Origin of the sequence: Glutamicibacter creatinolyticus (assembly GCF_006094275.1) — a bacterium.
Taxonomy (GTDB): Bacteria; Actinomycetota; Actinomycetes; order Actinomycetales; family Micrococcaceae; genus Glutamicibacter; species Glutamicibacter creatinolyticus.
The window spans coordinates 1675211-1701127 of the sequence record NZ_CP034412.1 but is presented as its reverse complement, the minus strand read 5'-3'; the positions used below and the strand labels follow the sequence as shown (position 1 = coordinate 1701127).

Below are 25917 nucleotides of genomic sequence, written 5' to 3'. Positions count from 1 at the left end.
CATGGCAAAATGTAGTGCATGTTGCGTTGGTTAACCGCGGGCGAATCGCACGGCCCGGCACTCGTTGGAATTCTTGAAGGTCTACCCGCCGGGGTCCCGGTGGACAGTGAGCTCGTCCGTTCGGCGCTGGCGCGCCGGCGGCTTGGCTATGGCCGCGGGGCCCGCATGAAGTTTGAAAAGGACCAGGTCAGCTTTCTGGGCGGGGTGCGCCACGGCGCCACCCAGGGCGGACCGGTCGCCATTGAAATCGGCAACACCGAATGGCCCAAGTGGGAACGCGTGATGAACGCTGACCCGGTGGATCCCGGCGAACTGGAGTCCCTGGCCCGCAATGCGCCGCTGACCCGCCCGCGCCCGGGCCACGCCGACTTCACCGGCATGCAGAAGTACGGGTTCGACGACGCCCGCCCGGTGCTCGAGCGCGCCAGCGCCCGGGAAACCGCGGCCCGCGTCGCCCTGGGCTCGGTGGCCGACGCGTTCCTGGCCGAGCTGGGCATCGAACTGGTCGCGCACACCACCGCCGTGGGCACCGCCGCAGTCCCCGACGACGCCGCGCTGCCCACCCGGGCCGACGTCCAGGCGCTGGACGCGGATCCGCTGCGCTGCTTTGACGCCGAAACCTCCGCCGCCATGGTCGCCGAGGTCGACGACGCCCACAAGGCCGGGGAAACCCTGGGCGGGGTCGTGGAGGTGCTGGCCTACAACCTGCCCCCGGGCCTGGGCTCCTACGTGCACTGGGACCGCCGGCTGGACGCCCGGCTGGCCGGGGCGCTGATGGGCATCCAGGCGATCAAGGGGGTGGAGGTCGGCGACGGCTTCGCCACCGCCGCCCGGCGCGGCTCGGCCGCCCACGACGAGATCCAGCATGCCGCCGACGGGCGCATCGAGCGGGCCACCAACCGGGCCGGCGGGATCGAGGGGGGCATGTCCATCGGCGAGGTGCTGCGCGTGCGCGCGGCCATGAAGCCGATCGCCACCGTCCCGCGCGCGCTGCGCACCGTGGACACGGCCACCGGTGAGGACACCAAGGCCCACCACCAGCGTTCGGACGTGTGCGCGGTGCCGGCGGCCGGGGTCGTCGCCGAGGCGATGGTCGCCCTGGTGCTGGCCCAGGCGGTGCTGGAGAAGTTCGGCGGGGACTCGGTGGCCGAGACCAAGCGGAACATCGCCAGCTACCTGGCCGCGATCCCCGAGAACCTGGAATCCACCGGGGTCTAGATGATCTACCTGATCGGGCCGATGGCCAGCGGCAAGTCCACCGTGGGCAAGGCGCTGGCCAAGGCCCTGGACACCACGTTCCTGGACACCGACGAAGTGATCGTGATGAGCCACGGCTCGATCCCGCAGATCTTCGCCGAGCACGGCGAAGAGCACTTCCGCGACCTGGAGGTGGCGACCCTGCGCGCCACCCAGGCCGGGGTGCTGGCCACCGGCGGGGGAGCGGTGCTGCGCCCGGAAAACCGGGAGGTGCTGCGCCGCGGCACCGTGGTCTACCTGCAGATGGATGAGGACACCGCCGCCCGGCGCCTGGCCCGCAGCCAGGACCGTCCGCTGCTGGCCGGCGAGGACGGGGTGCTGCAGCGCTGGCGGCAGCTGTTTGCCGCGCGCCGGGACATCTACGAGGACCTGGCGGACCTGACCGTCATGGTCGAGGGCAAGAGCGTGAACGAGCTGGTCGCGCTGATCCAGGGCCATGTGATTAGTGCCACGAGATAGGGCTATTCGCGAATCCCGCGCGTACTCTGGAAAGATCAGCACCACAGGAGGATCTCTACGGATGCCTTTAGCACCCACCACACTTCAGGTCACCGGAGCATCACCGGAGCAGAACTATCCGGTTCTGGTCGGTAATGGTTTGCTGGGACAGCTTCCCGAACTGCTTGGACCAAGTGTCAAGAAGATTTTGATCATCCACCCGCGGGCCCTGCGCACCACCGGGGACCTGGTCAAGGATGAACTCGATACCAAGGGCTACTCGGCGATCACCGCCGAAATCCCGGACGCCGAGGAAGGCAAGCACATCCAGGTCGCCGCCTTCTGCTGGGAGGTCCTGGGCAAGAACGACTTCACCCGCTCGGATGCGGTAATCTCCGTGGGCGGCGGCGCCGTCTCGGACGTGGCCGGCTTCGTGGCCGCCACCTGGCTGCGCGGGGTGAAGGTCGTGCACGTGCCCACCTCCGTGCTGGGCATGGTGGACGCCGCCGTGGGCGGCAAGACCGGCATCAACACCGCCGAGGGCAAGAACCTGGTCGGCTCCTTCCACCCGCCGGCCGGCGTGCTGGTGGACCTGGACGCCCTGGCCACCTTGCCGAAGCACGAACTGGTGACCGGGCTGGCCGAAGCGGTCAAGTGCGGTTTCATCAAGGACGAGCGGATCCTGGAGCTCATCGAGGAAAACCCCGAAGAGGCCATGGATCCCACCAGCGAGCGGCTGCGTGAAATCATCGAACGCACCATCGCGGTGAAGGTCGATGTGGTCTCCCGGGACCTGAAGGAATCCGGGGAGCGCGAATACCTGAACTACGGGCACACCCTGGGCCATGCCATCGAGCTGGCCGAACGCTACCAGATGCGCCACGGCGCGGCGGTGTCCATTGGCCTGTGCTTCGCCGCGGAACTGGGACGCTCGGTGGGCTACACCCCGGATGCGGTGGCCGAACGCCACGCCGCGATCCTATCCTCGCTGGGACTGCCCACCACCTACCGCAACGACCGCTGGGCGTCGCTGCTGGACGGGATGAAGCGGGACAAGAAGGCCCGAGGCGACCAGCTGCGCTTCGTGGTCCTGGAAGATATTGGCAAGCCGCGGATCTATGAAGTTCCGGATAACTCGTTGTTGTTCGCGGCCTACCAGGAGATTGGTGAGTAAGCAATGACTGAGGCACGACACAACGCGGTGTCCTTCGAAGTCGCCTCCGTCAACCGTGAAGGTGTGGACACCTCCATTGACGGAATCCTGATCAACCCCGAAACGATGCGCGCCTACGTGGCCGATGAGGCCGCCGCGGAACGCTCCATGCAGGTCGGTTCGCCCACCGACCAGGTGGTCATCCACCTGGCCCGCGGCGAACTGGCCCAGGCGGGGGAGATGATCACCGAGCAGCGCCTGCTGGACCCGATGAACGCGCACCTGCGGGTGCTGGACACCGAGCTGACCCGCATGCAGGGGGACACCCAGCGGGCCATCAACCGGCTGCGCAAGCTGGCCGAGGAGTTCGCCGACACCGAGTACGAGCCGCTGATGCAGCACCATTTGGGCATGGCGTTCTACGAAACCCGGGACTACCGTGCGGCGGTGACCCGCTTCACCCTGGCCCTGGAGCAGCGTCAGGCGATCAACGCGCCCAGGCACCTGGTGGACGCCTCGCGCATCTGCCTGCAAATGGCCGAACAGCGCCTGCAGGCCAGCGCCTAACACGGCGCCGGCGGATCGATGCGCTAGACTAGGACATGGTTTTTTGACAAAGGGCCGGCGTGAGCCGGCTGAATATGAGGATTGAGGACTCGTGGCAGATACGACTGACATCAAAAACGGTCAGGTCATCAAGATTGACGGCCAGCTGTGGACCATCATTGACTTCCAGCACGTGAAGCCGGGCAAGGGTGGGGCGTTCGTGCGCACCAAGATGCGCAACGTCGTCACCGGACGCGTCCAGGACAAGACCTACAACGCCGGGGCGAAGATCGAAACCGCCAACGTTGACCGCCGCGACTACCAGTACCTCTACCAGGACGGGGAAGACTACGTCTTCATGAACCTGGACGACTACGACCAGGTCACCGTCTCCGGCGCCACCGTGGGCGACGCCGCCGACTACATGCTGGAAAACCAGGAACTGACCATCGCCATGTACGACGGCAACCCGCTGTACGTGGAAATGCCGCCGTCGGTCATCCTGGAAATCACCTACACCGAGCCGGGCCTGCAGGGCGACCGCTCCTCGGCAGGCACCAAGCCGGCCACCCTGGAAACCGGCAAGATCATCCAGGTGCCGCTGTTCGTCGAGCAGAACACCAAGGTCAAGGTCGATACCCGCAACGGTGACTACCTGGGACGTGTCTCCTAGTGAGTGCCCGTGCCAAGGCCCGGCGCCGGGCCCTGGAATTCCTCTTCGAAGCCGAACAACGCGGCGCCGAGCCGCTGGCCGTGGCCGTCGGACGCCGGGAGAACTCCGAGATCGTGATCAACGAGTACTCCATCCAGATCATCGAGGGCGTCACCGCCCAGCAGCAGCGCATCGATGAGATCCTGGAAAGCTACGTGCGCGGCTGGACCCTGGAACGCATGCCGTCGGTGGACCGCATCGCCCTGCGCATCGGCGTGTGGGAACTGCTGTACAACGACGACGTGCCCGACGCCGTCGCCGTCGCCGAGGCCGTGGCCAACGTGCGTGAGCTGTCCACCGACGATTCCCCGGAATTCGTCAACGGCGTGCTCGGCCGCATCCAGCAAATCAAGGACACCCTGGTCGACTGATCCTCACCCTGCCTGTCCCCGCGCAAGCCGGAACCCGATTCGTGGTTCCGGCTTGCGGCGTTTAACCTCCCTTTCGGCCACGTCCCGGTGGCCGCGGTGCCGGCCCCTCGCCGTACTATGCGGCGCAATGTTTCGGCGGTGGCGCGCAGTGTGGCCAAGTGAACATTGTGGCTGCCTGCAACCGCGTCGCGGGCAGGAAGTGACGCTGCGGCGCGCGCGGAGGCAGCGTCAACGACGCCGCTTGTGAGCGAACTAACGCATCATTCATGGTCATGTATAGCTTTTCGGTGGGGAAGTGGTGCCGGGACGTGATAATTTCATAGGAGCAATATTCCTTTAAGAACCGTCCCGTGAGGCGGAGAAGGGAGAGATGCAACGCATGAGCGAGAAATCGCCGGCAACGCCTGGCGCCCGCACGGTGCTGTCCTCGGACGACATCGAACGCGTGCTGACGCGCATCGCCTTTGAAATCATTGAGGCCAACAAGGGCACCGAGGACCTGGTGCTGCTGGGCATCCCGCGCCGCGGCTATCCGCTGGCCCAGCGCCTGGCCGAACGCATCGCCGCCACCACCTCCGGCGCCGTCAACCCCGAATCGCTGGTCGGGCAGCTGGACATCACCATGTACCGCGATGACCTGCGCACCTCCACCACCCGCACCCCGGCACCCACGCGGCTGCCCGCTGGCGGGATCGACGACAAGGTCGTGGTGCTGGTCGATGACGTGCTCTACTCCGGACGCACCATCCGCGCCGCCCTGGACGCCCTGTCCGACTGGGGCCGCCCGCGCATCGTGCGCCTGGCCGTGCTGGTGGACCGCGGGCACCGCGAACTGCCGATCCGCGCCGACCACGTGGGCAAGAACCTGCCCACCGCCAAAAGCGAAAAGGTGCGCGTGCACCTGGCGGAAACCGACCAGGACAACGAAGTGATCATCGAGGCCGGCGCATGAAACACCTGATCTCCACCGCGGACGTCACCCGCGAAGAAGCCATCCGGATCCTGGACATCGCCGAGGAAATGCGCGAGTTCGGCACCCGGGAAGTCAAGAAGCTGCCGGCGCTGCGCGGACGCACCGTGGTGAACCTCTTCTTCGAGGACTCCACCCGCACCCGCATCTCCTTCGAGGCAGCCGCCAAGCGCCTGAGCGCGGACGTGATCAACTTCTCCGCCAAGGGCTCCTCCGTGTCCAAGGGTGAATCGCTGAAGGACACCGCCCAAACCCTGCTGGCCATCGGCGCCGACGCCGTGGTGATCCGGCACCCCGACTCGGGTGCACCGGCTCGCCTGGCGGCCACCGACTGGATCGGGCTGCCGATCGTCAACGCCGGGGACGGCATGCACGAACACCCCACCCAGGCGCTGCTGGACGCGTTCACGCTGCGCCGCCAGGTCAGCCTGCGCGAGGGCACCGCCCCGCACGGCAAGGGCCTGGACGGGCTGAAGGTCGCCATCGTCGGGGACATCCTGCACTCCCGGGTGGCCCGCTCGAACCTGTGGCTGCTGAACTCCCTGGGCGCCGAGGTGACCATGGTCGCCCCGCCCACCCTGCTGCCGGTGGGGGCCGACGCCTGGCCGTGCACCATCAGCTATGACCTGGACGAGGTCATCGCCTCCGGGGTGGACGCGCTGATGATGCTGCGCGTGCAGGGGGAGCGGATGCATGCCGCCTACTTCCCGAACCCGCGTGAATACTCCCGCTACTGGGGCCTGGACGACGCCCGGCTGAAGGCGCTGGACGCCTCCGGCGAGGAAACGCTGATCATGCACCCGGGCCCGATGAACCGCGGCCTGGAAATCTCCTCGGCCGCCGCCGACTCCCCACGCTCCACCGTGCTGGACCAGGTGACCAACGGCGTGGCCGTGCGCATGGCCAGCCTCTACATGCTCCTCTCCGGCGACTTGATCAAGGAAAGCTAGGTCCATGAAGTATCTGATTCACAACGCCAGCATTCTGGGCGGGGACACCGCCGACGTGCTGGTCTCCGACGGGACGATCGCACAGATCGGCCAGGGCCTGCAGGCCGGGGACGCCACCGTCATCGACGCCTCCGGCCAGATCCTGCTGCCGGGCCTGGTCGACCCGCACACCCATCTGCGTGAGCCGGGCCGGGAGGACGCCGAGACCGTGGAAACCGGCACCCGCGCCGCCGCCAAGGGCGGGTTCACCGCGGTGCACGCCATGGCCAACTCCACCCCGGTCGCCGATACGGCCGGCGTGGTGGAGCAGGTCTATGAGCTGGGCCGCAAGGCCGGCTGGGTGGACGTGCGCCCGGTCGGGGCAGTCACCGTCGGGCTGGCCGGCAAGCAGCTGAGCGAGATCGGCGCGATGGCCGACTCCCGGGCGAAGGTGCGCATGTTCTCCGATGACGGGATCTGCGTGTTTGACCCGCTGCTGATGCGCCGGGCCCTGGAATACGTCAAGGCCTTCGACGGGGTGATCGCCCAGCACGCCCAGGAACCGCGGCTGACCGAGGGCGCCCAGATGAACGAGGGCGAAGTCTCGGCCGTGCTCGGCCTGGCCGGCTGGCCGGCCGTGGCGGAGGAGTCGATCATCGCCCGCGACGTGCTGCTGGCCGAACACGTCGGAGCCCGCCTGCACGTGTGCCACGTCTCCACCGCCGGCAGCGTGGAAATCATCCGCTGGGCCAAGGCCCGCGGCATCCAGGTCACCGCGGAGGTCACCCCGCACCACCTGCTGCTCACCGATGAGAAGGTGCGCAGCTTCGACCCGGTCTACAAGGTCAACCCGCCGCTGCGCCGCGAAGCGGACGTCATGGCGCTGCGCGCCGGGGTGGCCGATGGCACCATCGACATGATCGGCACCGACCACGCCCCGCACCCGGCCGAATCCAAGGACTGCGAATGGGGGGCCGCCGCGATGGGCATGACCGGGCTGGAAACCGCCCTGTCCATCGTGCAGCACACCCTGGTGGACACCGGGCTGATCGGCTGGCCGGATGTCGCGCGGATCACCTCCGGCGCCGCGGCCCGCCTGGGCCGGCTGGAGGACCAGGGCCGCCCGGTCGCCGAGGGCGAGCCCGCCAACCTGGTGCTGGTGGACCCCGAGGCCCGCTGGACGGTGGACCCCTACGCCATGGAGACCAAGGGCCGCAACTCCCCGTTCGCCGGCATGCAGCTGCCCGGCGCGGTGCGCGCCACCTTCTTCCACGGCCACCCCACGGTCCTGGACGGCGCCCTGGCCAGCGCCCGGGTGGCCCAGTGATCCACAGCCCGTACTTCGTCCCGATCGCCTGGACGCTGGGCATCATCCTGGTGCTGCTGCTGCTCATCGCGGTGGGCTGGCGCAACCGCAAGCGACGACAGTCCGGCGTGCCGGCCCCGTTCCAGGACTTTGCCGACACCGAGGTCGCCCGCTTCGAGGGCATGTACGTGGCCACCACCCGCGGGGAGGACTGGCTGGACCGGATCGCCGTGCACCAGCTGGGCGTGCGCACCAACGCGGACCTGGTGATCGGTGAGCGCGGGGTGCACTTCATGCGGGCCGGGGCCCGCGCGGTGCACGTGCCCTTCGCGGCGCTGACCCGGGTGAACCGGGCCTCGGGGATGGCCGGGAAGTTCGTGGAGGACAACGGCCTGGTGATCACCGGGTGGGTCAAGGACGACTTCGACTTCGACACCGGCTTCCGCCCCCGCTACCACGCGGACAACGCAAAGATTTATCAGATGCTGGCATCGCACTTGGACGATGCGGCAGATCAGGAGACAAACTAGTGAACACTCAAAGCACCCCCGACGCAGTGCTGGTCCTGGAGGACGGCACCGTCTTCCCCGGCCGCGCCTACGGCAAGGTCGGCACCACCCTGGGTGAAGCGGTATTCACCACCGGCATGACCGGCTACCAGGAAACCCTGACCGACCCGTCCTACGCCCACCAGATCGTGGTGCAGACCTTCCCGCACATCGGCAACACCGGCGTGAACGACGAGGACCCCGAATCCACCCGCATCTGGGCCGCCGGCTACGTGGTGCGCGAAGGCTCCCGCCGCCCCAGCAACTGGCGCAGCGTGCGCACCCTGGAAGAGGACCTGATCGCCCACGACGTGGTGGGCATCGAACGCATCGACACCCGCGCACTGACCCGCCACCTGCGTGAGGCCGGGGCCATGAAGGCCGGGATCTTCTCCGGTGCGGCCGCCGCCCGCCCGGTCCGGGAGCTGGTGGACCAGGTCAAGGACCAGCCGGCGATGGCCGGACGCAAGATCTCTGCCGAGGTCTCGGTGGACGAACCCTACTTCGTCGAACCGGCCGACCACGGCTGGAGCGGGGAAGTGCGCCACACCGTGGCCGCGATCGACCTGGGCATCAAGGCGATGACCCCGGTGCGCCTGGCCGAACGCGGCATGCGCGTGCACGTGCTGCCCCACGACGCGACCCTTGAAGACATCAAGGCCTCGGGCGCCTCGGGCGTGTTCTTCTCCAACGGCCCGGGCGACCCGGCCACCGCCACCGAGCAGATCGAACTGGTGCGCCAGGTGCTGGACGCCGGCATCCCGTACTTCGGGATCTGCTTCGGCAACCAGATCCTGGGCCGGGCGCTGGGGCTGGATACCTACAAGCTGCGCTTCGGGCACCGCGGCATCAACCAGCCGGTGATGGTCAAGGACACCGGCAAGGTGGAAATCACCAGCCAGAACCACGGCTTCGCCGTCCAGGCCCCGCTGCAGGGCAGCTTCACCGCCCCGGTGGAGCGCTTCGGCCAGGTGGAGGTCTCCCACTTCTCGCTGAACGACCAGGTGGTGGAGGGGCTGCGCTGCCTGGACATCCCGGCCTTCTCCGTGCAGTACCACCCGGAGGCCGCCTCCGGGCCGCACGACGCCGCCAACCTCTTCGACCGTTTCGCCGACGTGCTGGACAGCACCGCAGATAAGGACAACAAGTAATGCCAAAGCGCACCGATCTGAAATCAGTTCTCGTCATCGGATCCGGCCCCATCGTCATCGGCCAGGCGGCGGAATTCGACTACTCCGGCACCCAGGCGCTGCGCGTGCTGAAGGAGGAGGGCCTGCGGGTCATCCTGGTCAACTCCAACCCGGCCACCATCATGACCGACCCGCAGTTCGCCGACGCCACCTACGTGGAGCCGATCACCCCCGAGGTGGTCGAGCAGATCATCGCCAAGGAGCGCCCGGACGCGGTGCTGCCGACCCTGGGCGGGCAGACCGCGCTGAACACCGCGATCGCGCTGGACAAGAACGGCGTACTGGACAAGTACGACGTGGAGCTGATCGGCGCGAACATCGAGGCCATCGAGCTGGGTGAGGACCGCGAGAAGTTCAAGGGCGTGGTGGAGCGCTGCGGCGCCGAATCGGCCAAGTCGATCATCGTGCACTCCATGGAGGAGGCCTTCGCCGCCGTCGAGGAGCTGAAGTACCCGGTCGTGGTGCGTCCCTCCTTCACCATGGGCGGGCTCGGTTCGGGCATGGCCTACAACGCGGAGGACCTGCGCCGCATCGCCGGGGCGGGCCTGCAGTACTCGCCGACCACCGAAGTGCTCCTGGAGGAGTCCATCCTGGGGTGGAAGGAATACGAGCTGGAGATGATGCGCGACAAGAACGACAACGTCGTGGTCGTGTGCTCCATCGAGAACTTCGACCCGGTGGGCGTGCACACCGGCGACTCGATCACCGTCGCCCCGGCGATGACCCTGACCGACCGCGAATACCAGAAGCTGCGCGACATCTCCATCGCGGTGATCCGCGAGGTGGGCGTGGACACCGGCGGGTGCAACATCCAGTTCGCCATCGAACCGGACACCGGGCGGGTGGTCGTGATCGAAATGAACCCGCGCGTCTCGCGCTCCTCCGCCCTGGCCTCCAAGGCCACCGGGTTCGCGATCGCCAAGATCGCCACCAAGGTCTCCCTGGGCTACACCCTGGATGAGATCCAGAACGACATCACCAAGAAGACCCCGGCCTCCTTCGAACCGGCCCTGGACTACGTGGTGGTCAAGGTCCCGCGCTTCGCCTTCGAGAAGTTCCCGGCCGCCGACGCCACGCTGACCACCACCATGAAGTCGGTGGGCGAGGCGATGAGCCTGGGACGCAACTTCACCGAGGCGCTGCAGAAGGCGCTGCGCTCCCTGGAGCAGAAGGGCGCGGAGCTGTCCTTCGAGCCGCTGGAGCAGGAGCAGATCCCGCACGTGCTGGAGCAGATCAAGGTCGGCTCCACCGAGCGCCTGGCCCTGGTGCAGCGCGCCCTGCTCTCCGGGGTGTCGATCGAGCGGCTCTATGAGGCCACCGGCATCGACCCGTGGTTCCTGGACCAGCTGGCGCTGATCAACGAGACCGCGGCGATGATCGCCGCGTCGGCGAACCTGGATGAGCAGATGCTGCGCGAGGCCAAGCGCCACGGGTTCTCCGACGCGCAGATCGCCAAGCTCACCGGCAACGCCGAGGCCGTGGTGCGCGGGGTGCGCCACGCGCTGGAGATCCGCCCGGTCTACAAGACCGTGGACACCTGCGCGGCCGAGTTCGAGGCGTACACCCCCTACCTGTACTCCTCCTACGACCAGGAAACCGAGGTGCCGGCCCATGAGAAGCCCTCGGTGATCATCCTGGGCTCGGGCCCGAACCGGATCGGGCAGGGCATCGAGTTCGACTACTCGTGCGTGCACGCGGTGATGGCGCTGCGCGAGGCCGGATACGAGACCGTGATGGTCAACTGCAACCCGGAGACCGTCTCCACCGACTACGACATCTCCGACCGGCTGTACTTCGAGCCGCTGAGCCTGGAGGACGTGCTGGAGATCATCCACGCCGAACAGGCCTCCGGCGGCGTGCTGGGCGTGTTCGTGCAGCTGGGCGGGCAGACCCCGCTGAAGCTGGCCGCCGAGCTGAAGGCCGCCGGGGTGCCGATCCTGGGCACCTCCCCGGAGGCGATCGACCTGGCCGAGCACCGCGGCGCGTTCCAGCAGGTGCTGGACGCCGCCGGGCTGGTGGCCCCGAAGAACGGCACCGCCGTGTCCTTCAAGGACGCCAAGCGGATCGCTGACGAGATCGGCTACCCGGTGCTGGTGCGCCCCAGCTACGTGCTGGGCGGGCGCGGCATGGAGATCGTCTACGACGAGGCGAACCTCTCGCGCTACATCGAGAACGCCACCGAGATCACCGTGGACCACCCGGTGCTGGTGGACCGCTTCCTGGAGGACGCGATCGAGATCGACGTGGACGCGCTGTTTGACGGCACCGAGCTGTACATGGGCGGGATCATGGAGCACATCGAGGAGGCCGGCATCCACTCCGGCGACTCGGCCTGCGTGCTGCCGCCCATCACCCTGGGCCACGACGTGCGTGAAAAGGTGGCCGCCGCGACCCGCGCGATCGCCGAGGGCGTGGGCGTGCGCGGGCTGATCAACATCCAGTTCGCGCTGGCCGGGGACATCCTCTACGTCATCGAGGCGAACCCGCGCGCGTCGCGCACCGTGCCGTTCACCTCCAAGGCCACCGGCGTGCAGCTGGCCAAGGCCGCGGCGATGATCGGGGTGGGCCGCAGCATTGCCCAGCTGCGCGGGGACATCCTGCCGGCCCAGGGCGATGGCACCCACCTGCCGGAAACCGCCCCGGTGGCGGTGAAGGAGGCCGTGCTGCCCTTCAGCCGCTTCCGCACCCCGCAGGGCAAGGTCGTCGACTCGCTGCTCGGACCGGAAATGCGCTCCACCGGTGAGGTGATGGGCATCGACAAGTACTTCGACACCGCCTTCGCCAAGTCCCAGGCCGCGGCGAACAATCCGCTGCCCACCGCCGGGAAGGTGTTCGTCTCGGTCACCAACCGGGACAAGCGCTCGATCGTGCTGCCGGTCAAGCACCTGTCCGACAACGGGTTTGAGATCGTCTCCACCGGCGGCACCGCCCAGGTGCTGCGTCGCAACGGGATCCCCACCACCGTGGTCAACAAGGTCCACGAGGGCGGGGAAACCATTGTGGACATGATCACCGAGGGCCAGATCGGGCTGATCCTGAACACCCCCTCGGGCTCCGAGGCGCGCGGGGACGGCTACGAGATCCGCGCGGCTGCCACCAGCGTGGGCACCCCGATCATCACCACCGTGGCCGAGTTCGGTGCCGCGGTGCAGGCCATCGACGCGCTGCGCCACTACAGCTGGGATGTGACCAGCCTGCAGGAGCACCCGGACCTGGTCTCGGCAGGCGGCCGTGGCTAGCGCCGGGGCGGGACACGCCGCGGCCGGGAACACCGAAATGGATCATTTCGGCAACCGGCTGCGGGTGGCGATGGAGGCGAACGGGCCGTTGTGCGTGGGCATCGACCCGCACCCCAGCCTGCTGGCCTCCTGGGGGCTGGAAGACAGCGCCGACGCGGTGCGCCGCTTCTCGCTGGGCGTCATCGAGGCGGTCGCCGGCACCGCGGCGATCCTCAAGCCGCAGGTGGCGCTGTACGAGCGCTTCGGCTCGGCCGGCTTCGCGGCCCTGGAGGAAACCCTGGCCGCGGCGCGCGATGCCGGGGTGCTGACCCTGGCCGACGCCAAGCGCGGGGACATCGGCTCCACGATGGTCGCCTACGCCAACGCCTGGCTGGCCGACGGTTCGCCGCTGGCCGCCGACGCGGTGACCCTCAGCCCCTACCTGGGCTACGAGTCGCTGCGCCCGGCCATCGACCTGGCCGGGCAGACCGGGCGCGGGGTGTTCGTGCTCGGGCTGACCTCCAACCCGGAGGGCCAAAGCGTGCAGCACGTGGGGGGAGCGGCCTCGGTGGCCAAGCGGATCATCGACGCGGTCGCGCAGGACAACGCGCACGCCGCGGACCTGGGCCATGTGGGCCTGGTCATCGGCGCCACCGTCGGGAATGCCCCGCAGCGGCTGGGCATCGACCTGTCCGCGACGAAGGCGGCGCTTTTGACCCCCGGGCTCGGGGCGCAGGGCGCCACCGCGGGTGATCTTGCCAACAGCTTCGCCAGCAGCCACCGCCAGGTGCTGGCCAGCAGCAGCCGGGACATCCTGCGCGCCGGACCCGGGGTCCAGGCGCTGCGGGACAAGGCCCGCATGGTACGCGACGAACTGCTCGCCGCCGGTTAGTAAAGTAGTCGGATCGCGCTGTGGCTACTAAGGTTTCTAGTAGCCACAGCGCGATTACTCTTGCAAATGCCGCGTTTGGTGGTTATGTTCACAACATGGCCTTAGTCCACAACTGATGAAGGATGGCTGAACGATGGTACTGCGAGAACTTTCAGACGAAGACCGGATCCGCGCCCGTGCCAAGGCCCTGGCCGCCCGCACCCGTCGGGCTGAGATCAAGTCCCAGTTCAGTAGCGGAAAAATCTCCATCACTGAGGTACTAGACTTGGTGTACGAAGATGAGGCAGTCGGTCGCATGCGTGTGATGGACCTGCTCGAATCAGTGCCCGGCGTCGGTGAGGTCCGCGCCGCGAACCTGCTCGAACGCCTGGGGATCTCCCCGTCACGCCGCCTGCGCGGCCTGGGACGCAAGCAGCGGGTGGCGATCACTGAACACTTCAAGCAATCTCCGCCCAAGACGAAAGCGTAGTAAATGACCCCAGCGTCGGTAACGGTTCTGGCCGGCCCCACGGCCGTAGGCAAGGGCACCGTCTCCACCTACATCCGTGAGAACTATCCGCAGGTCTGGTTGTCGGTTTCGGCCACCACCCGCGATCCGCGCCCGGGGGAGGTGGAAGGGGTCCACTACTACTTCGTTGGGCCCAAGCGCTTTGGGGAGCTGGTCGAATCCGGCCAAATGCTTGAATGGGCGGTCGTGCACGGGCAGAACAGCTACGGCACCATCCGCTCCACCGTGGAACAGGCCGTGGCCGAGGGCAAGAAGGTGCTGCTGGAAATCGACCTGCAGGGCGCACGCCAGGTCAAGGAGTCGATGCCGGAGGCACAATTCGTGTTCCTGGCCCCGCCCTCCTGGGATGAACTGGTGCGCCGGCTTGTGGGCCGCGGCACCGAATCGAGCGAGGAACAGCAGCGCCGGCTGGAAACCGCTAAACTGGAACTTGCGGCCGAACCGGAATTCGACGTGACCATTGTCAACGACAGTGTGTCGCGGGCCGCCGAAGAGCTTGTGTCCCTCATGGGGCTAGACGAAAAATAAGGGGAGTCCTGTGACCGAAAACCTTGAAGGAATCATCAACCCTTCAATCGACTCGTTGCTGAAGACCGATGAGTCCAAGTACGCGCTGGTGCTGAATTCGGCCAAGCGCGCCCGCCAGATCAACGCCTACTACGCGCAGCTGAACGAAGGCCTGTTCGAGTACGTTGGCCCGCTGGTGGAAACCAAGCTCAACGAGAAGCCGCTGACCATCGCCCTGCGTGAACTGAACGAGGGCCTGCTGAAGGTCACCCCGGCCGACGCCGAGTAAGTCAACACTTCAACGGATGGCGCCCCAGTTAGCACCGGTGGCGCCATTCGCTGTTTAAGCCCGCAGGCCGCCACCCAGTCCCACATTGTGAGGTAGAAGTTGAAGAGAATCGTGCTCGGGGTCTCCGCCGGGATCGCCGCCTACAAGTCCGTCCTGCTGCTGCGCCTGCTGCGCGAGGCCGGGCACCACGTCGATGTCATTCCCACCGGCAACGTCGCCCAGTTCGTGGGCAACGCCACCTTTGAGGCCCTCAGCGGCAACCCGGTTACCTCGAACGTGTTCGACGCGGTGGACACCGTGAACCACGTGCGCCTGGGCCAGGAGGCCGACCTGGTGGTCGTCGTTCCGGCCACCGCCGACCTGCTGGCCAAGGCGGCCGCCGGGATCGCCAACGACCTGCTCACCGGCACCCTTCTGGCCACCCGCGCCCCGGTGGTGATGGCCCCGGCCATGCACACGGAAATGTGGCAGCACCCGGCGACCGTGGCCAACGTCGCCACGCTGCGCCAGCGCGGGGTGCACGTGATCGACCCGGCCGTGGGGCGGCTGACCGGCAAGGACAGTGGCCCGGGCCGCCTGCCCGAGCCGGAGGAGATCTTCCAGGCGCTGCAGGTGCACCTGGGCGAGCCGCTGCTGGCCGGGAGCAGCGTGCTGATCACCGCCGGGGGCACCCGCGAACCGCTGGACCCGGTCCGCTTCCTGGGCAACCGCTCCTCGGGCCGCCAGGGCGTGGCGCTGGCGGCCGCGGCCCGCGACGCCGGGGCAAACGTCACCCTGATCGCCACCCACCTGGAGGTCCCCGCACCGCACGGGGTGCAGGTGGTGCACGCCTCCAGCGCGCTGGAGCTGCGCGAGGCGGTGTTCGCCCACGCCCCGGGCAAGGACGCGCTGATCATGAACGCGGCGGTCGCCGACTTCCGCCCGGCCAGCGTGGAGGCTGCCAAGATCAAGAAGCGCGACGAGCATTCGGCGCCGGTGATCGAACTGGTGCGCAACCCGGACATCCTGGCCGAACTGGTCGCCGCCCGCGCCCAGGACCAAACGCTGCCGCGCACCGTGGTCGGCTTCGCCGCCGAAACCGGGGACGAGCAGGGCAGCGTGCTGGACTACGGCCGGGCCAAACTGGCCAAGAAGGGCTGCGAGATGCTGGTGGTCAACGAGGTCGGGCAGAGCAAGACGTTTGGCGCGGAGACGAACGAGGCCACAATCCTGTTCGCCGACGGGCGCGAGGCGGTTTCCGCCGCCGGAAGCAAGCTGGAGGTGGCGCGGCGCGTCATCGAACAGCTGGCCGGCGCAATATAGCGTCATCGGCCCGTCACATGGTGACCAGGACCATGTCACAGCCATTCACCCAAGGACGCAACGAAGGACAAAGGGTCGACACGACCAGATAGAGTAACAAGGTGACTTCAACAACCCCTGAACTACGCCTGTTTACCTCGGAATCAGTGACCGAGGGACACCCGGACAAGATCTGCGACCAGATCTCCGACGCCATCCTGGACGCCATGCTCGCCCAGGACCCGAACTCGAAGGTGGCGGTGGAAACCCTGACCACCACCGGGCTGGTCCACGTGGCCGGCGAGGTGACCACCAACGGGTACGTGGAAATCCCGGAGATCGTGCGCCGCACCATCCTGGACATCGGCTACGACTCCTCGGCCAACGGCTTTGACGGGGCCCGCTGCGGGGTGTCGGTCTCCATCGGCCAGCAGTCCCAGGAAATCCACGACGGGGTGTTCAACTCCCTGGAGTCCCGCCAAGGCACCGCCAAGGACCCGCGCGACATGCAGGGCGCCGGGGACCAGGGGCTGATGTTCGGCTACGCCTCGGATGAAACCGAGTCGCTGATGCCCACCCCAATCTTCCTGGCCCACCGCCTCTCCGAGCGGCTCACCCAGGTGCGCAAGAACGCCCGGCTGCCGCTGCTGCGCCCCGACGGCAAGACCCAGGTGACCATCGGCTACGACGGGGACAAGCCGGTGTCGATCGACACCGTGGTCGTCTCCAGCCAGCACGCGGCCGAATACGAGCTGGAAACCCTGAAGGCCGACCTGCTGGAGGAGGTGGTCACCCCGGTGATCTCCAAGTCCGGGCTGGACACCTCCAACACCGAGATCATCCTGAACCCCTCCGGGCCGTTCATCATCGGCGGGCCGGTCGGGGACGCCGGGCTGACCGGACGCAAGATCATCGTGGACACCTACGGCGGCTTCGCCCGCCACGGCGGCGGCGCGTTCTCCGGCAAGGACCCGTCCAAGGTGGACCGCTCGGCCGCGTACGCGATGCGCTGGGTGGCCAAGAACATCGTCGCCGCGGGCCTGGCCCGGCGCGCCGAGGTCCAGGTCGCCTACGCCATCGGCGTGGCCACCCCGGTGGGCCTGTACGTGGAAACCTTCGGCACCGAGACCGTGGACCCGGCCGAAATCACCCGGGCCATCCGCGAGATCTTCGACCTGCGCCCGCTGGGCATCATCGAGGACCTGGACCTGAAGCGCCCGATCTACCAGAAGACCGCCGCGCACGGCCATTTCGGCCGCGACGACATGGACTTCACCTGGGAGCGCACCGACAAGGTGGATGCGCTGCGCTCCTGGTTCAACGCGTAGCCCGCAGGCCCCGTGGAACAAGAAGCCCTGATATCAGCACCCGAGCCGCAGCGCATACCGCTGCTGGCCCGGGTGCTGATTGATTCCCCCGTCCCGCACCTGGACCGGCCCTTTGACTACAGCGTGCCGGTCTCGCTGCGCGACAGGGTGCAGCCCGGGATGCGGGTCAAGGTGCCCTTTGGCGGGCGCCAGCTGGACGGGTTCATCACCGAGCTGATCCCGGACGCGGACCCGGGGTTCAAGGTGCGGGAACTGGGCAAGCTCATCTCCGAAACCCGGGTGCTCTATCCCGAGGTGCTGGCCACCGCCGAACTGGTGGCCGAACGCTACGCCGGCACGCTGTGGGACGTGGTGCGCCAGGCCGTGCCCCCGCGCGCGGCGCGGGTGGAGAAGGAGGATCTGGCCGCCGACGCCCTGGCCGCCGGACAGCTCACCCTGCCCGAGGTGCCGGTGAACCAGCTCTCCCACTACACCGGGGGAGCGCAGGCGCTCAGCGACTGGGGCGAGGGCAGCCTGCACCGGGCGGTAGCCACCTGGGTGCCGAACTTCCCCGGCTCCTGGCCCGGCTTCGTGCTCGATGCCGCCCGCCCGGTGCTGGGGCGCGGCAAGCGGGTGCTGGTGATCGTGCCGGACGCGGCCGACCTGGAGCGACTGGGCACCTACCTGGACGAGACGATCGGGCCCGAGTTCTATGCCCGGCTGCAGGCCGAGGACGGGCCCACCCCGCGCTACCGCAACTTCCTGCGCGCCATTTGCGGGCACGTGCCGGTGGTGATCGGCACCCGCTCCGCGGCGCTGTGCCACATCCCGGACCTGGAGCTGGTGATCCTGTGGCAGGACGGGGACCAGTCCCACCGCGAACTGCGCGCCCCCTACCAGCACAGCCGGGAGGTGGCGCTGCTGCGCAGCCAGCACACCGGGTGTTCGCTGCTGATCGCCTCCCCGTCGCGCTCCGTGGAGGCCCAGCGCCTGGTGGACACCGGCTGGGCGCAGGAGCTGAAGCTGCCGCGCGACCTGCTGCGCCGCCAAGTGGCCCGGGTCGCGGCGACCACCACCGACTTTGAGCTCGAGCGGGACCCGGTGCTGGCCCGCGCCCGCATCCCGTCGCTGGCCTGGCGGGAGGCCAGCCGGGCCCTGGAAAGCGCGCCGGTGCTGGTGCAGGTGGCCCGCACCGGGTTCATGCCGGCGCTGGCCTGCCAGGAGTGCCGCAGCTTCGCCCGCTGCCCGCACTGCCAGGGCCCGCTGCAGCTGGGCGGGGCCGGTGGCGCGGTCAACTGCCGCTGGTGCGGCACCTACTACCGCGACCACCGCTGCGCGAACTGCGGCTCGCCTCGGCTGCGGGCGGTATCGATCGGGGCCGAACGCACCGCCGAGGAGCTGGGCCAGGCGTTCGCGAAGGTGCCGGTGATCTCCTCCACCGGCGCCAAGCCGGTGCGCCAGGTCCCGGACAAGCCGGCCCTGGTGGTCGCCACCCCCGGGGTGGAGCCGGTCGCCGCCGCAGGCTACGGGGCGGTGCTGCTGCTGGATGCGGATAAGATGCTGGCCCACGATTCCCTGCGCAACGCCGAGGAGGTGATCAGCCGCTGGTTCACCGCCGCCGCGCTGGCCCGGCCCGACGGGGTGGTGGTGCTCACCGGCAACCCGAGCCCGGCCGGCAACGCGCTGGTGCGGTGGGACCCGGCCGGCTTTGCCGAACGCGAGCTGGCCGAACGCCATGAGATCGGCCTGCCCCCGGCGGTGCGCTCGGCGATCGTCACCGGTCCGGGCGCCGAACGCTTCATCGGGCAGCTGCAGCTGCCGGTGACCGTGCACGGGCCAAGCATTGATGAGCAGACCCGCGAACACCGCTACGTGCTGTTCTTCTCCTACGCCCAGGGCCCGGCGGTGACCGCCGCGCTGCGGGGTCTGCGCGCGAGCATGTCCGCGGCGAAGGACCCGCTGGTCACCGTCCGGGTGGACCCGGATGAGGTGCTCTAAACCCCGCGCAGCCTGTGCGCCGGTGCGCGGTTAGCGCAGCCGACCGGCGAGGAATTCGCGGATCGCCCAGGCGGTCTCCTCCGGCTTTTCGTAGTGGATCAGGTGTCCCACGTTCTCCAGCATCACCAGCACCGCCTGCGGGAAGCTGGCGCGCAGCTGCTCCTGGGTGTCGGGGCTGCCCATCTCATCGTCCTCCCCGCCGACCATCAGCACCGGTTCGGCGATCCGCGGCGCCCACTGCTGCACCGTGTGGCTGATCGAGGCCCGGTAGGCCTGGGAGAGGGTTTGGCGGTTGTGGAAGCCGGAGAAGTAGGCGCGGTGCTGGTTCCGTACATAGCGGCGCAGCTGCGGATCCCGGCTCTTGGTCATGAACCAGCTCATCGCATCGGTGATCAGCCCAGAGCGCAGGATCCGCTCACCCACCCCGGCCGGCAGCTTCGCGCAGGCCTCGTAGAAGAGCCCGGCGCCGGCGGCGATCAGCCGCTGGGAGGACTCCAGGGGCGGCTCGGAGATCGGGTTGAGCAGGATCAGCGAGGAAAAGTCCCGCAGCGTGGCCAGCTTCGCGGCCACCAGGGAGCCGAAGGAATGCCCCAGCAGGATCACGTGCCCGCCCAGCTGCAGCTCGCTGGCCAAGCCATCGAGCACCCGGGCGTAGCCTTCCACGTCGTGTTCGGTGTCCATGGGGCTGGAGGCCCCGAACCCGGGCAGGTCCGGGACGATGAACGTGTACTCGGGCAGCAGCTCGGTGATCCGGGCCAGGCCGTGGTGGTCCCCGCGGAAGCCGTGCACCGCCAGGATCACCCCGGCCGGGGTGTCGGTGCTGGACGGGTAGGTGAAGACCTTCATGGTGGAGTGCCGATGGTGGTGGGTGGAGATCAGTTCATCACGAAGGCGCATGCGTTAATGCTACCCACCGAGCAGGGCCAGGGCCGCTCCCTCATCGATGATCAGGTCGGTGATTAAGCCACCGGCCAAAGCCCCGCGCACCGCCGGAATCTTGCTGCGTCCGGCCACCACGCACAACCGGCGCGGCACCGCGCGCAGCGCGGCGAGGCTGGGGCCGGTGGAGCGGTTGTTGATCTCAATGTCCTGGCTGCGCCCGGCGGCGTCGAAGAACACGGTGGCCACGTCCCCGACCACCCCGATCTCGCGCAGCTGGGCGTTCTCCGCCTCGCTGAGGTAGCCGCCGCGGTATACCTGGGAGGCGACCGCGGCGTTGGCCGCGCCCAGGGAGAAGACCGCCAGGTTCATTTCGCTTTGCACCTTCAGCACCCGGCGCACCGAGGTCTCCTGCCACATCGCCTCCCGGGTGGCGGCGCGGTCAAAGAACGCCGGGACCGGGAACTGCTCGACCCGGGCGGTGAACGCCTGGCCGAAGCGGGTGAGGATCTCGCTGGCGTAGCCGACCCCGCTGGTGTTCGGGTTCGCCGCCCCGTTCAGCTGCACGATCACCGTGTCATGGGTGGGGTGGCTGCCCAGCGCCGCGGAGAGCGCCTGCATCGTCGAACCCCACGCCACCCCCACGGTCATGGAGGAGGAGACCATGTTGCCCAGCACGTAGGCGGCGTGCGCGGAGACCCGCTGCAGCACCTGGGTGTCATCCAGGGACCCGTCGGTGGGCACCACCTGCACCGAGATCCCGTACATGTCCGAGAGCTGGGCGGCGGCCATCACCGACATGTTTGCCGCCGGGTTGATCTCCACCGAGACCATGCCGGTGCGCTTGGCGAAGGAGAGCAGGCGGGAGACGGTGGAGCGCGAGGTGCCCAGCTCCCGGGCGATGCTCTCCATCTTCATGTCCTGCACGTAATACAGGTGCGCGGCCCGCAGGGCATCGCGGGACTTTGGGTCCACTTGCACGGATGTGTCAGATTTGGGCCGGGCCCGTGCCGTGCCGCGCACCGATTCCTGCATCGAAACCACCTTTTTCGCACACTTGTGCAAATCATTTGACCTGTTTGTTCCTGCGTGACAAGACTAACCGTATAAAGACCAAAGGTTGAGATACAAGGGGGCGGTGACCGTGCAACGGGACCAGCTGAAACTACTGCGCCAACGGCCGAATGCGCAGGTACTGGTGGTCGGCGGAGGCATCAACGGGGTGGCGACGTTCCGCTACCTTGCCATGCAGGGAATCGACGTTGCGCTGATCGAGCGCGGGGACTACAGCCAGGGCGCCTCCGGCGCCAGCTCGCACATGATCCACGGCGGCATCCGCTACCTGGAAAACGGTGAGTTCCGCCTGGTGCACGAGTCCGTGCAGGAACGCAACTCGCTGCTGCAGATCGCCCCCCACTACGTCAAGCCGCTGCAGACCACCATCCCGATCTTCTCCACCTTCTCCGGCATCCTCTCCGCCCCGATGCGCTTCCTGACCCACAAGTCGGGCAAGCCCACCGAACGCGGTGCGGCGCTGATCAAGGCCGGGCTGATCATGTACGACGTGTTCGCCGGCATCGGCGGACGCAACACCCCGTGGCACAGCTTCAAGGCCGGACGCAACGCGCGCAAGGACCTGCCGGCGCTGCGCCAGGACGTGAAGTACACCGCTACCTACTTTGACGCCTCGGTGCACAACCCCGAGCGCCTGACCCTGGACGTGCTGCGCGACGGGCTGGCCGCCAATCCGCAGGCCCGCGCCACCAACTACACCTCGCTGACCGGCTTCAAGGACGGCAAGGCGCAGCTGCGCGACGAGCTGAGCGGGGAGCAGTTCGAGTTCGAGGCCGACGTGCTCGTGAACGCCACCGGCGCCTGGGTGGACCTGACCAACGAGGACCTGGGCCGGGAGACCAAGTGGACCGGCGGCACCAAGGGCTCGCACATCGTGCTGGACCACCCCGAGCTGCTGGCCGCCACCGGGGGCCGGGAAATCTTCTTCGAACACGAAGACGGGCGCATCGTGCTGATCTACCCGATGCTTGGCCGCGTGCTGGTGGGCACCACCGACCTGGAGCATGACATGCGTGAACCGGCGGTGTGCACCGAGGAGGAAGTGGACTACTTCTTCGAACTGATCCACCACGTCTTCCCGAACATCAAGGTCGACCGCCAGGACATCGTCTACCGCTTCTCCGGGGTGCGCCCGCTGCCGAACCACGATGACACCGCCCCCGGGTTCGTCTCGCGCGACTACCAGGTGAAGGAAACCCGCCTGACCGACAAGACCATGATGCTCTCGCTGATCGGCGGGAAGTGGACCACCTTCCGCGCGCTGGGTGAGAACCTGGGCGGCAAGGTGCTGAACTTCCTGCGCGCCGAGCAGCGCCAGAGCACCGTCGGGGTGCCGATCGGCGGCGGACGGAACTTCCCGATGAACGAGGGCGAACTGGATGCCTGGTACGCCGCCCGCGAGCACCGGGCCGGACGCGAACGGCTGCGCGTGCTGCTCGAACGCTACGGCACCCGCGCCGACGCGGTGCTGGACATCGTGGGCGAGGATGAGCACCTGCTGGAGCACAGCGACCAGCTCTCCCACGAGGAGCTGGCCTACCTGGCCGAGCAGGAGCAGGTCGGTCGCCTGATCGACGTGTTCATCCGCCGCACCAACCTGGCCTTCCGCGGCCTGGTGACCAATGAATTGGTGCACGAGGTGGCAAGCAGCCTCGCCGTGCCCATGGGCTGGGATGGGGCCCAAACCGACGCCGAGATCAATCATGCGCTCTCGGTGCTGCGAACCCACCACGAGGTGATTCTCACCTAATCAGTGGCCGGCGGCAGTGGGCCGCCGGCATCCACCCCAGGAAGGTCAGTGTTGACTCCGAATATATTTCTTGCCGAACTCACCGGCACATTCATTCTGCTGCTATTGGGCACCGGCGTGGTGGCCAATGTGAATCTGAAGGGGACGTTGGGCCACGCCGCGGGCTGGCTGACGATCTGTTTCGGTTGGGGAATGGCGGTCTTCGCCGGTGTCTGGGTGGCCGCCGCTTCCGGCGCCCACCTGAACCCGGCGGTCACCGTCGGTTTGATGGTCAACGCCGATGCCACCGAGCTGGCACCGGGCGTGGACAAGACCGTGGCGAACATGCTGCTGTACTTCGCCGCCCAGATGATCGGTGCCGTGCTCGGCGCCGTGGGCACCTGGCTGGCCTACAAGAAGCACTTCGATGAACCCATCGACGGCGGCAGCAAGCTGGGCGTCTTCGCCACCGGAGGGGCCATCCGCTCCTACCCCTGGAACATGGTCACCGAGATCATCGCCACCTTCGTGCTGGTGTTCGTGATCAACGGCTTCGGCAAGACCCCCCACGGGTTGGGCCCGCTGGCCGTCGCGCTGATCGTGGTCGCCATCGGCGCCTCGCTGGGCGGACCCACCGGGTACGCGATCAACCCGGCGCGTGACCTCGGTCCGCGCCTGGCGCACGCCCTGCTGCCGATCCCGGGCAAGGGATCATCGGACTGGGCCTACTCCTGGGTCCCGGTTGCCGGACCGCTCATCGGCGGTGTCCTGGGCGGTCTTGGTGCCGCCGCGCTGTTCTAGAACCTTGAGCTATTAGCGGGGATCGCACAAGCTGGTCTCAGGCAGGTGCCCGCACCGGCCGCGGCCGTGACCCCACTGCCCGGCCCCCTCACCCGAGGGGGCCGGGCATCGAGGAAAGAACAACGTAGTTTTTTTAGCGAAAAGAGAGTGAACCATGAGCTCGAAGTACGTCATCGCCATTGACCAGGGAACCACCAGTTCCCGGGCGATCGTGTTCAACCACGCCGGTGAGGTCATCTCCGTGGGCCAGCTGGAACACGAGCAGATCTTCCCGCAGGCCGGATGGGTGGAGCACGACGCCACCGAAATCTGGAACAACGTGCGCGAAGTGATCGGCCAGGCCCTGTCCAAGGCGAACCTGACCCGCCACGACATCGAGGCGGTGGGCATCACCAACCAGCGTGAAACCACCGTGGTGTGGGACAAGAACACCGGTGAGCCGGTGTACAACGCGATCGTCTGGCAGGACACCCGCACCCAGCAGATCGTCGACGACCTGGCCGCCGACGGGGGAGTGGAGCGCTACAAGGACAAGGTCGGCCTGCCCCTGGCCACCTACTTCGCCGGCACCAAGATCAAGTGGATCCTGGACAACGTGGACAACGCCCGCCAGCGCGCCGAGGCTGGGGACCTGCTCTTTGGCACCACCGACACCTGGGTGCTGTGGAACCTGACCGGCGGCACCGACGGCGGCGTGCACGTCACCGACGTCACCAACGCCTCACGCACCCTGTTCATGGACCTGCGCACCCGCGCCTGGGATGAGCAGATCCTTGCCGACTTCGGGGTCCCGGCCTCGATGCTGCCCGAGATCCGCTCCTCCTCCGAGGTCTACGGCACCGTGCACACCAACCAGCTGCTGCGCGAAACCCCGGTGGCCGGCATCCTGGGCGACCAGCAGGCTGCCACCTTCGGGCAGGCCGCCTTCACCCCCGGCTCGGCGAAGAACACCTACGGCACCGGCTGCTTCCTGATCTTCAACACCGGCAATGAGATCGTCAAGTCCTCCAACGGGCTGCTGACCACCATGGCTTACCAGCTGGGCGACGCCGAGCCGGTGTACGCGCTGGAAGGCTCCATCGCGGTGGCCGGCTCGCTGGTGCAGTGGCTGCGCGACAACATCGGGATGATCGCCACCAGCGCCGAGATCGAGGATCTGGCCGCCCAGGTCGAGGACAACGGCGGGGTCTACATTGTCCCGGCGTTCTCCGGGCTGTTCGCCCCCTACTGGCGCTCCGAGGCCCGTGGGGCGATCGTGGGCCTGACCCGCTACGCGAACAAGCACCACCTGGCCCGCGCAGCCCTGGAGTCCACCGCCTTCCAGACCCGTGAGGTGCTGGACGCGGTGAACGCCGACGCCGCGGACCCGCTGACCGAGCTGAAGGTCGATGGCGGGATGGTCGCCAACGAGAACCTGATGCAGTTCCAGGCCGACATCCTCGGGGTGCCGGTGGTGCGTCCGAAGGTCACCGAAACCACCGCCCTGGGTGCCGCCTACGCGGCCGGGCTGGCCGTGGGCTACTGGAAGGACCTGGGCGAGCTGGAGTCGAACTGGTCCGAGGACAAGCGCTGGGAGCCGAACCTGGACCCCGAGGAGCGCGAACGCAAGCTGCGCCTGTGGAAGAAGGCGGTCACCCGCACCTTCGACTGGGTCGACGAGGACACCCGGCACGTCTAAGCCGGTCAGGCGCCCGCACCGCCACACCGCGGCGCGGGCACCGCGCGCCGCGCACCCCAGGCCCACGCCTGGGGTGCGCGGCAGTTTAACCGGCCCCAAAGCGCGTGCCGTGGCGCGCCTGTTCCGGCCGCGGATCGGACCCCGTCACCGATGCGGCACCACCCGGTGCCGGTACGGTAGAATCGTGATATGTATTCCCAGTTTCACCTACTCTAAGGTGCCGCCCCCGACGCCAGCTGCGGGGGTCTTTGCGTGTCTGGGAGAGACCAACAATTCAGAGCATGTTTGTGAGACGAGCTAAGTGACATCATCGACGAACGAGACGAAAACCTACGA

24 protein-coding genes are annotated in these 25917 nt (G+C 67.9%); 22 read left to right on the top strand and 2 right to left on the bottom strand.

All coding sequences use genetic code 11. From position 1 onward, the window contains the following. The first annotated feature begins 18 nt into the window (after positions 1-18). The 19 genes from aroC (at position 19) to GcLGCM259_RS07665 (ending at position 19420) form a co-directional block, all read left to right on the top strand. Positions 19-1218 (top strand): chorismate synthase, encoded by a 1200-nt coding sequence (gene aroC, locus GcLGCM259_RS07755; protein WP_138926251.1) that lies wholly within the window; start codon positions 19-21, stop codon positions 1216-1218. Continuing rightward, positions 1219-1716 (top strand): shikimate kinase, encoded by a 498-nt coding sequence (locus GcLGCM259_RS07750; protein ID WP_138926250.1) that lies wholly within the window; start codon positions 1219-1221, stop codon positions 1714-1716. It abuts the gene before it with no gap. A 61-nt stretch (positions 1717-1777) separates the two neighbouring features. Further along, positions 1778-2869: a 3-dehydroquinate synthase gene (gene aroB / locus GcLGCM259_RS07745; RefSeq protein ID WP_138926249.1), complete on the top strand. Its 1092-nt coding sequence runs from the start codon at positions 1778-1780 to the stop codon at positions 2867-2869. A gap of 3 nt (positions 2870-2872) precedes the next feature. Next, a complete protein-coding gene (locus tag GcLGCM259_RS07740; protein WP_138926248.1) occupies positions 2873-3415 on the top strand; it encodes a tetratricopeptide repeat protein in 543 nt (180 codons plus the stop codon). 91 nt (positions 3416-3506) lie between these two features. Further along, positions 3507-4067, top strand: coding sequence for an elongation factor P (gene efp / locus GcLGCM259_RS07735; protein WP_138174079.1), 561 nt, complete (start codon positions 3507-3509; stop codon positions 4065-4067). Further along, positions 4067-4477 (top strand): transcription antitermination factor NusB, encoded by a 411-nt coding sequence (nusB, locus tag GcLGCM259_RS07730; RefSeq protein WP_138926247.1) that lies wholly within the window; start codon positions 4067-4069, stop codon positions 4475-4477. The genes efp and nusB overlap by 1 nt, the downstream gene beginning before the upstream one ends. 379 nt (positions 4478-4856) lie before the next feature. Further along, a complete protein-coding gene (gene pyrR / locus GcLGCM259_RS07725) occupies positions 4857-5429 on the top strand; it encodes a bifunctional pyr operon transcriptional regulator/uracil phosphoribosyltransferase PyrR (protein WP_138926246.1) in 573 nt (190 codons plus the stop codon). Further along, a complete protein-coding gene (locus tag GcLGCM259_RS07720) occupies positions 5426-6397 on the top strand; it encodes an aspartate carbamoyltransferase catalytic subunit (protein ID WP_138174073.1) in 972 nt (323 codons plus the stop codon). Before pyrR ends, GcLGCM259_RS07720 begins: the two co-directional genes overlap by 4 nt. 4 nt (positions 6398-6401) lie before the next feature. Continuing rightward, entirely contained in the window at positions 6402-7703 is a 1302-nt protein-coding gene (locus tag GcLGCM259_RS07715) for a dihydroorotase (protein WP_138926245.1), read from the top strand. Beyond that, complete coding sequence (locus GcLGCM259_RS07710) at positions 7700-8212, top strand: PH-like domain-containing protein (protein ID WP_246049457.1); 513 nt, start codon at positions 7700-7702, stop codon at positions 8210-8212. The genes GcLGCM259_RS07715 and GcLGCM259_RS07710 overlap by 4 nt, the downstream gene beginning before the upstream one ends. Then, positions 8212-9381 (top strand): glutamine-hydrolyzing carbamoyl-phosphate synthase small subunit, encoded by a 1170-nt coding sequence (gene carA, locus GcLGCM259_RS07705; RefSeq protein ID WP_138926244.1) that lies wholly within the window; start codon positions 8212-8214, stop codon positions 9379-9381. The genes GcLGCM259_RS07710 and carA overlap by 1 nt, the downstream gene beginning before the upstream one ends. Beyond that, entirely contained in the window at positions 9381-12659 is a 3279-nt protein-coding gene (carB, locus tag GcLGCM259_RS07700; RefSeq protein ID WP_138174067.1) for a carbamoyl-phosphate synthase large subunit, read from the top strand. The genes carA and carB overlap by 1 nt, the downstream gene beginning before the upstream one ends. A 37-nt stretch (positions 12660-12696) precedes the next feature. Beyond that, positions 12697-13530 (top strand): orotidine-5'-phosphate decarboxylase, encoded by an 834-nt coding sequence (pyrF, locus tag GcLGCM259_RS07695; protein WP_138927205.1) that lies wholly within the window; start codon positions 12697-12699, stop codon positions 13528-13530. 133 nt (positions 13531-13663) lie between these two features. Then, a complete protein-coding gene (gene mihF, locus GcLGCM259_RS07690) occupies positions 13664-13999 on the top strand; it encodes an integration host factor, actinobacterial type (protein ID WP_054821782.1) in 336 nt (111 codons plus the stop codon). Positions 14000-14002: 3 nt separating this feature from the next. Next, positions 14003-14566 carry a guanylate kinase gene (gene gmk / locus GcLGCM259_RS07685; RefSeq protein WP_054821783.1) on the top strand — a complete coding sequence of 188 codons (564 nt, stop codon included), beginning with the start codon at positions 14003-14005 and terminating at the stop codon, positions 14564-14566. Between the two features lie 10 nt (positions 14567-14576). Further along, positions 14577-14834, top strand: a complete 258-nt coding sequence (rpoZ, locus tag GcLGCM259_RS07680) for a DNA-directed RNA polymerase subunit omega (RefSeq protein WP_054821784.1) — start codon at positions 14577-14579, stop codon at positions 14832-14834. Positions 14835-14933: 99 nt separating this feature from the next. Beyond that, entirely contained in the window at positions 14934-16136 is a 1203-nt protein-coding gene (coaBC, locus tag GcLGCM259_RS07675) for a bifunctional phosphopantothenoylcysteine decarboxylase/phosphopantothenate--cysteine ligase CoaBC (protein ID WP_138926243.1), read from the top strand. A gap of 101 nt (positions 16137-16237) precedes the next feature. Further along, positions 16238-17443 (top strand): methionine adenosyltransferase, encoded by a 1206-nt coding sequence (gene metK, locus GcLGCM259_RS07670; protein WP_138926242.1) that lies wholly within the window; start codon positions 16238-16240, stop codon positions 17441-17443. 12 nt (positions 17444-17455) lie between these two features. Then, a complete protein-coding gene (locus GcLGCM259_RS07665; RefSeq protein ID WP_138926241.1) occupies positions 17456-19420 on the top strand; it encodes a primosomal protein N' family DNA-binding protein in 1965 nt (654 codons plus the stop codon). A 30-nt stretch (positions 19421-19450) separates the two neighbouring features. Here GcLGCM259_RS07665 and GcLGCM259_RS07660 read toward each other — a convergent pair whose 3' ends face one another. Both GcLGCM259_RS07660 and GcLGCM259_RS07655 read right to left on the bottom strand, forming a co-directional pair. Next, positions 19451-20317 (bottom strand): alpha/beta fold hydrolase, encoded by an 867-nt coding sequence (locus GcLGCM259_RS07660; RefSeq protein WP_138926240.1) that lies wholly within the window; start codon positions 20315-20317, stop codon positions 19451-19453. A gap of 9 nt (positions 20318-20326) precedes the next feature. Continuing rightward, positions 20327-21274, bottom strand: coding sequence for a sugar-binding transcriptional regulator (locus GcLGCM259_RS07655; protein ID WP_342773542.1), 948 nt, complete (start codon positions 21272-21274; stop codon positions 20327-20329). Between the two features lie 169 nt (positions 21275-21443). On the opposite strand from GcLGCM259_RS07655, the gene GcLGCM259_RS07650 reads away from it, so the two are divergent. The 3 genes from GcLGCM259_RS07650 (at position 21444) to glpK (ending at position 25581) form a co-directional block, all read left to right on the top strand. Continuing rightward, the gene (locus GcLGCM259_RS07650; protein WP_138927203.1) at positions 21444-23123 is read left to right on the top strand and encodes a glycerol-3-phosphate dehydrogenase/oxidase; all 1680 of its coding nucleotides are present in this window, start codon (positions 21444-21446) and stop codon (positions 23121-23123) included. 48 nt (positions 23124-23171) lie between these two features. After that, positions 23172-23903: an MIP/aquaporin family protein gene (locus tag GcLGCM259_RS07645; protein ID WP_425459771.1), complete on the top strand. Its 732-nt coding sequence runs from the start codon at positions 23172-23174 to the stop codon at positions 23901-23903. A gap of 154 nt (positions 23904-24057) precedes the next feature. Further along, positions 24058-25581, top strand: a complete 1524-nt coding sequence (glpK, locus tag GcLGCM259_RS07640; RefSeq protein ID WP_138926239.1) for a glycerol kinase GlpK — start codon at positions 24058-24060, stop codon at positions 25579-25581. The last annotated feature ends 336 nt before the right edge of the window (positions 25582-25917 follow it).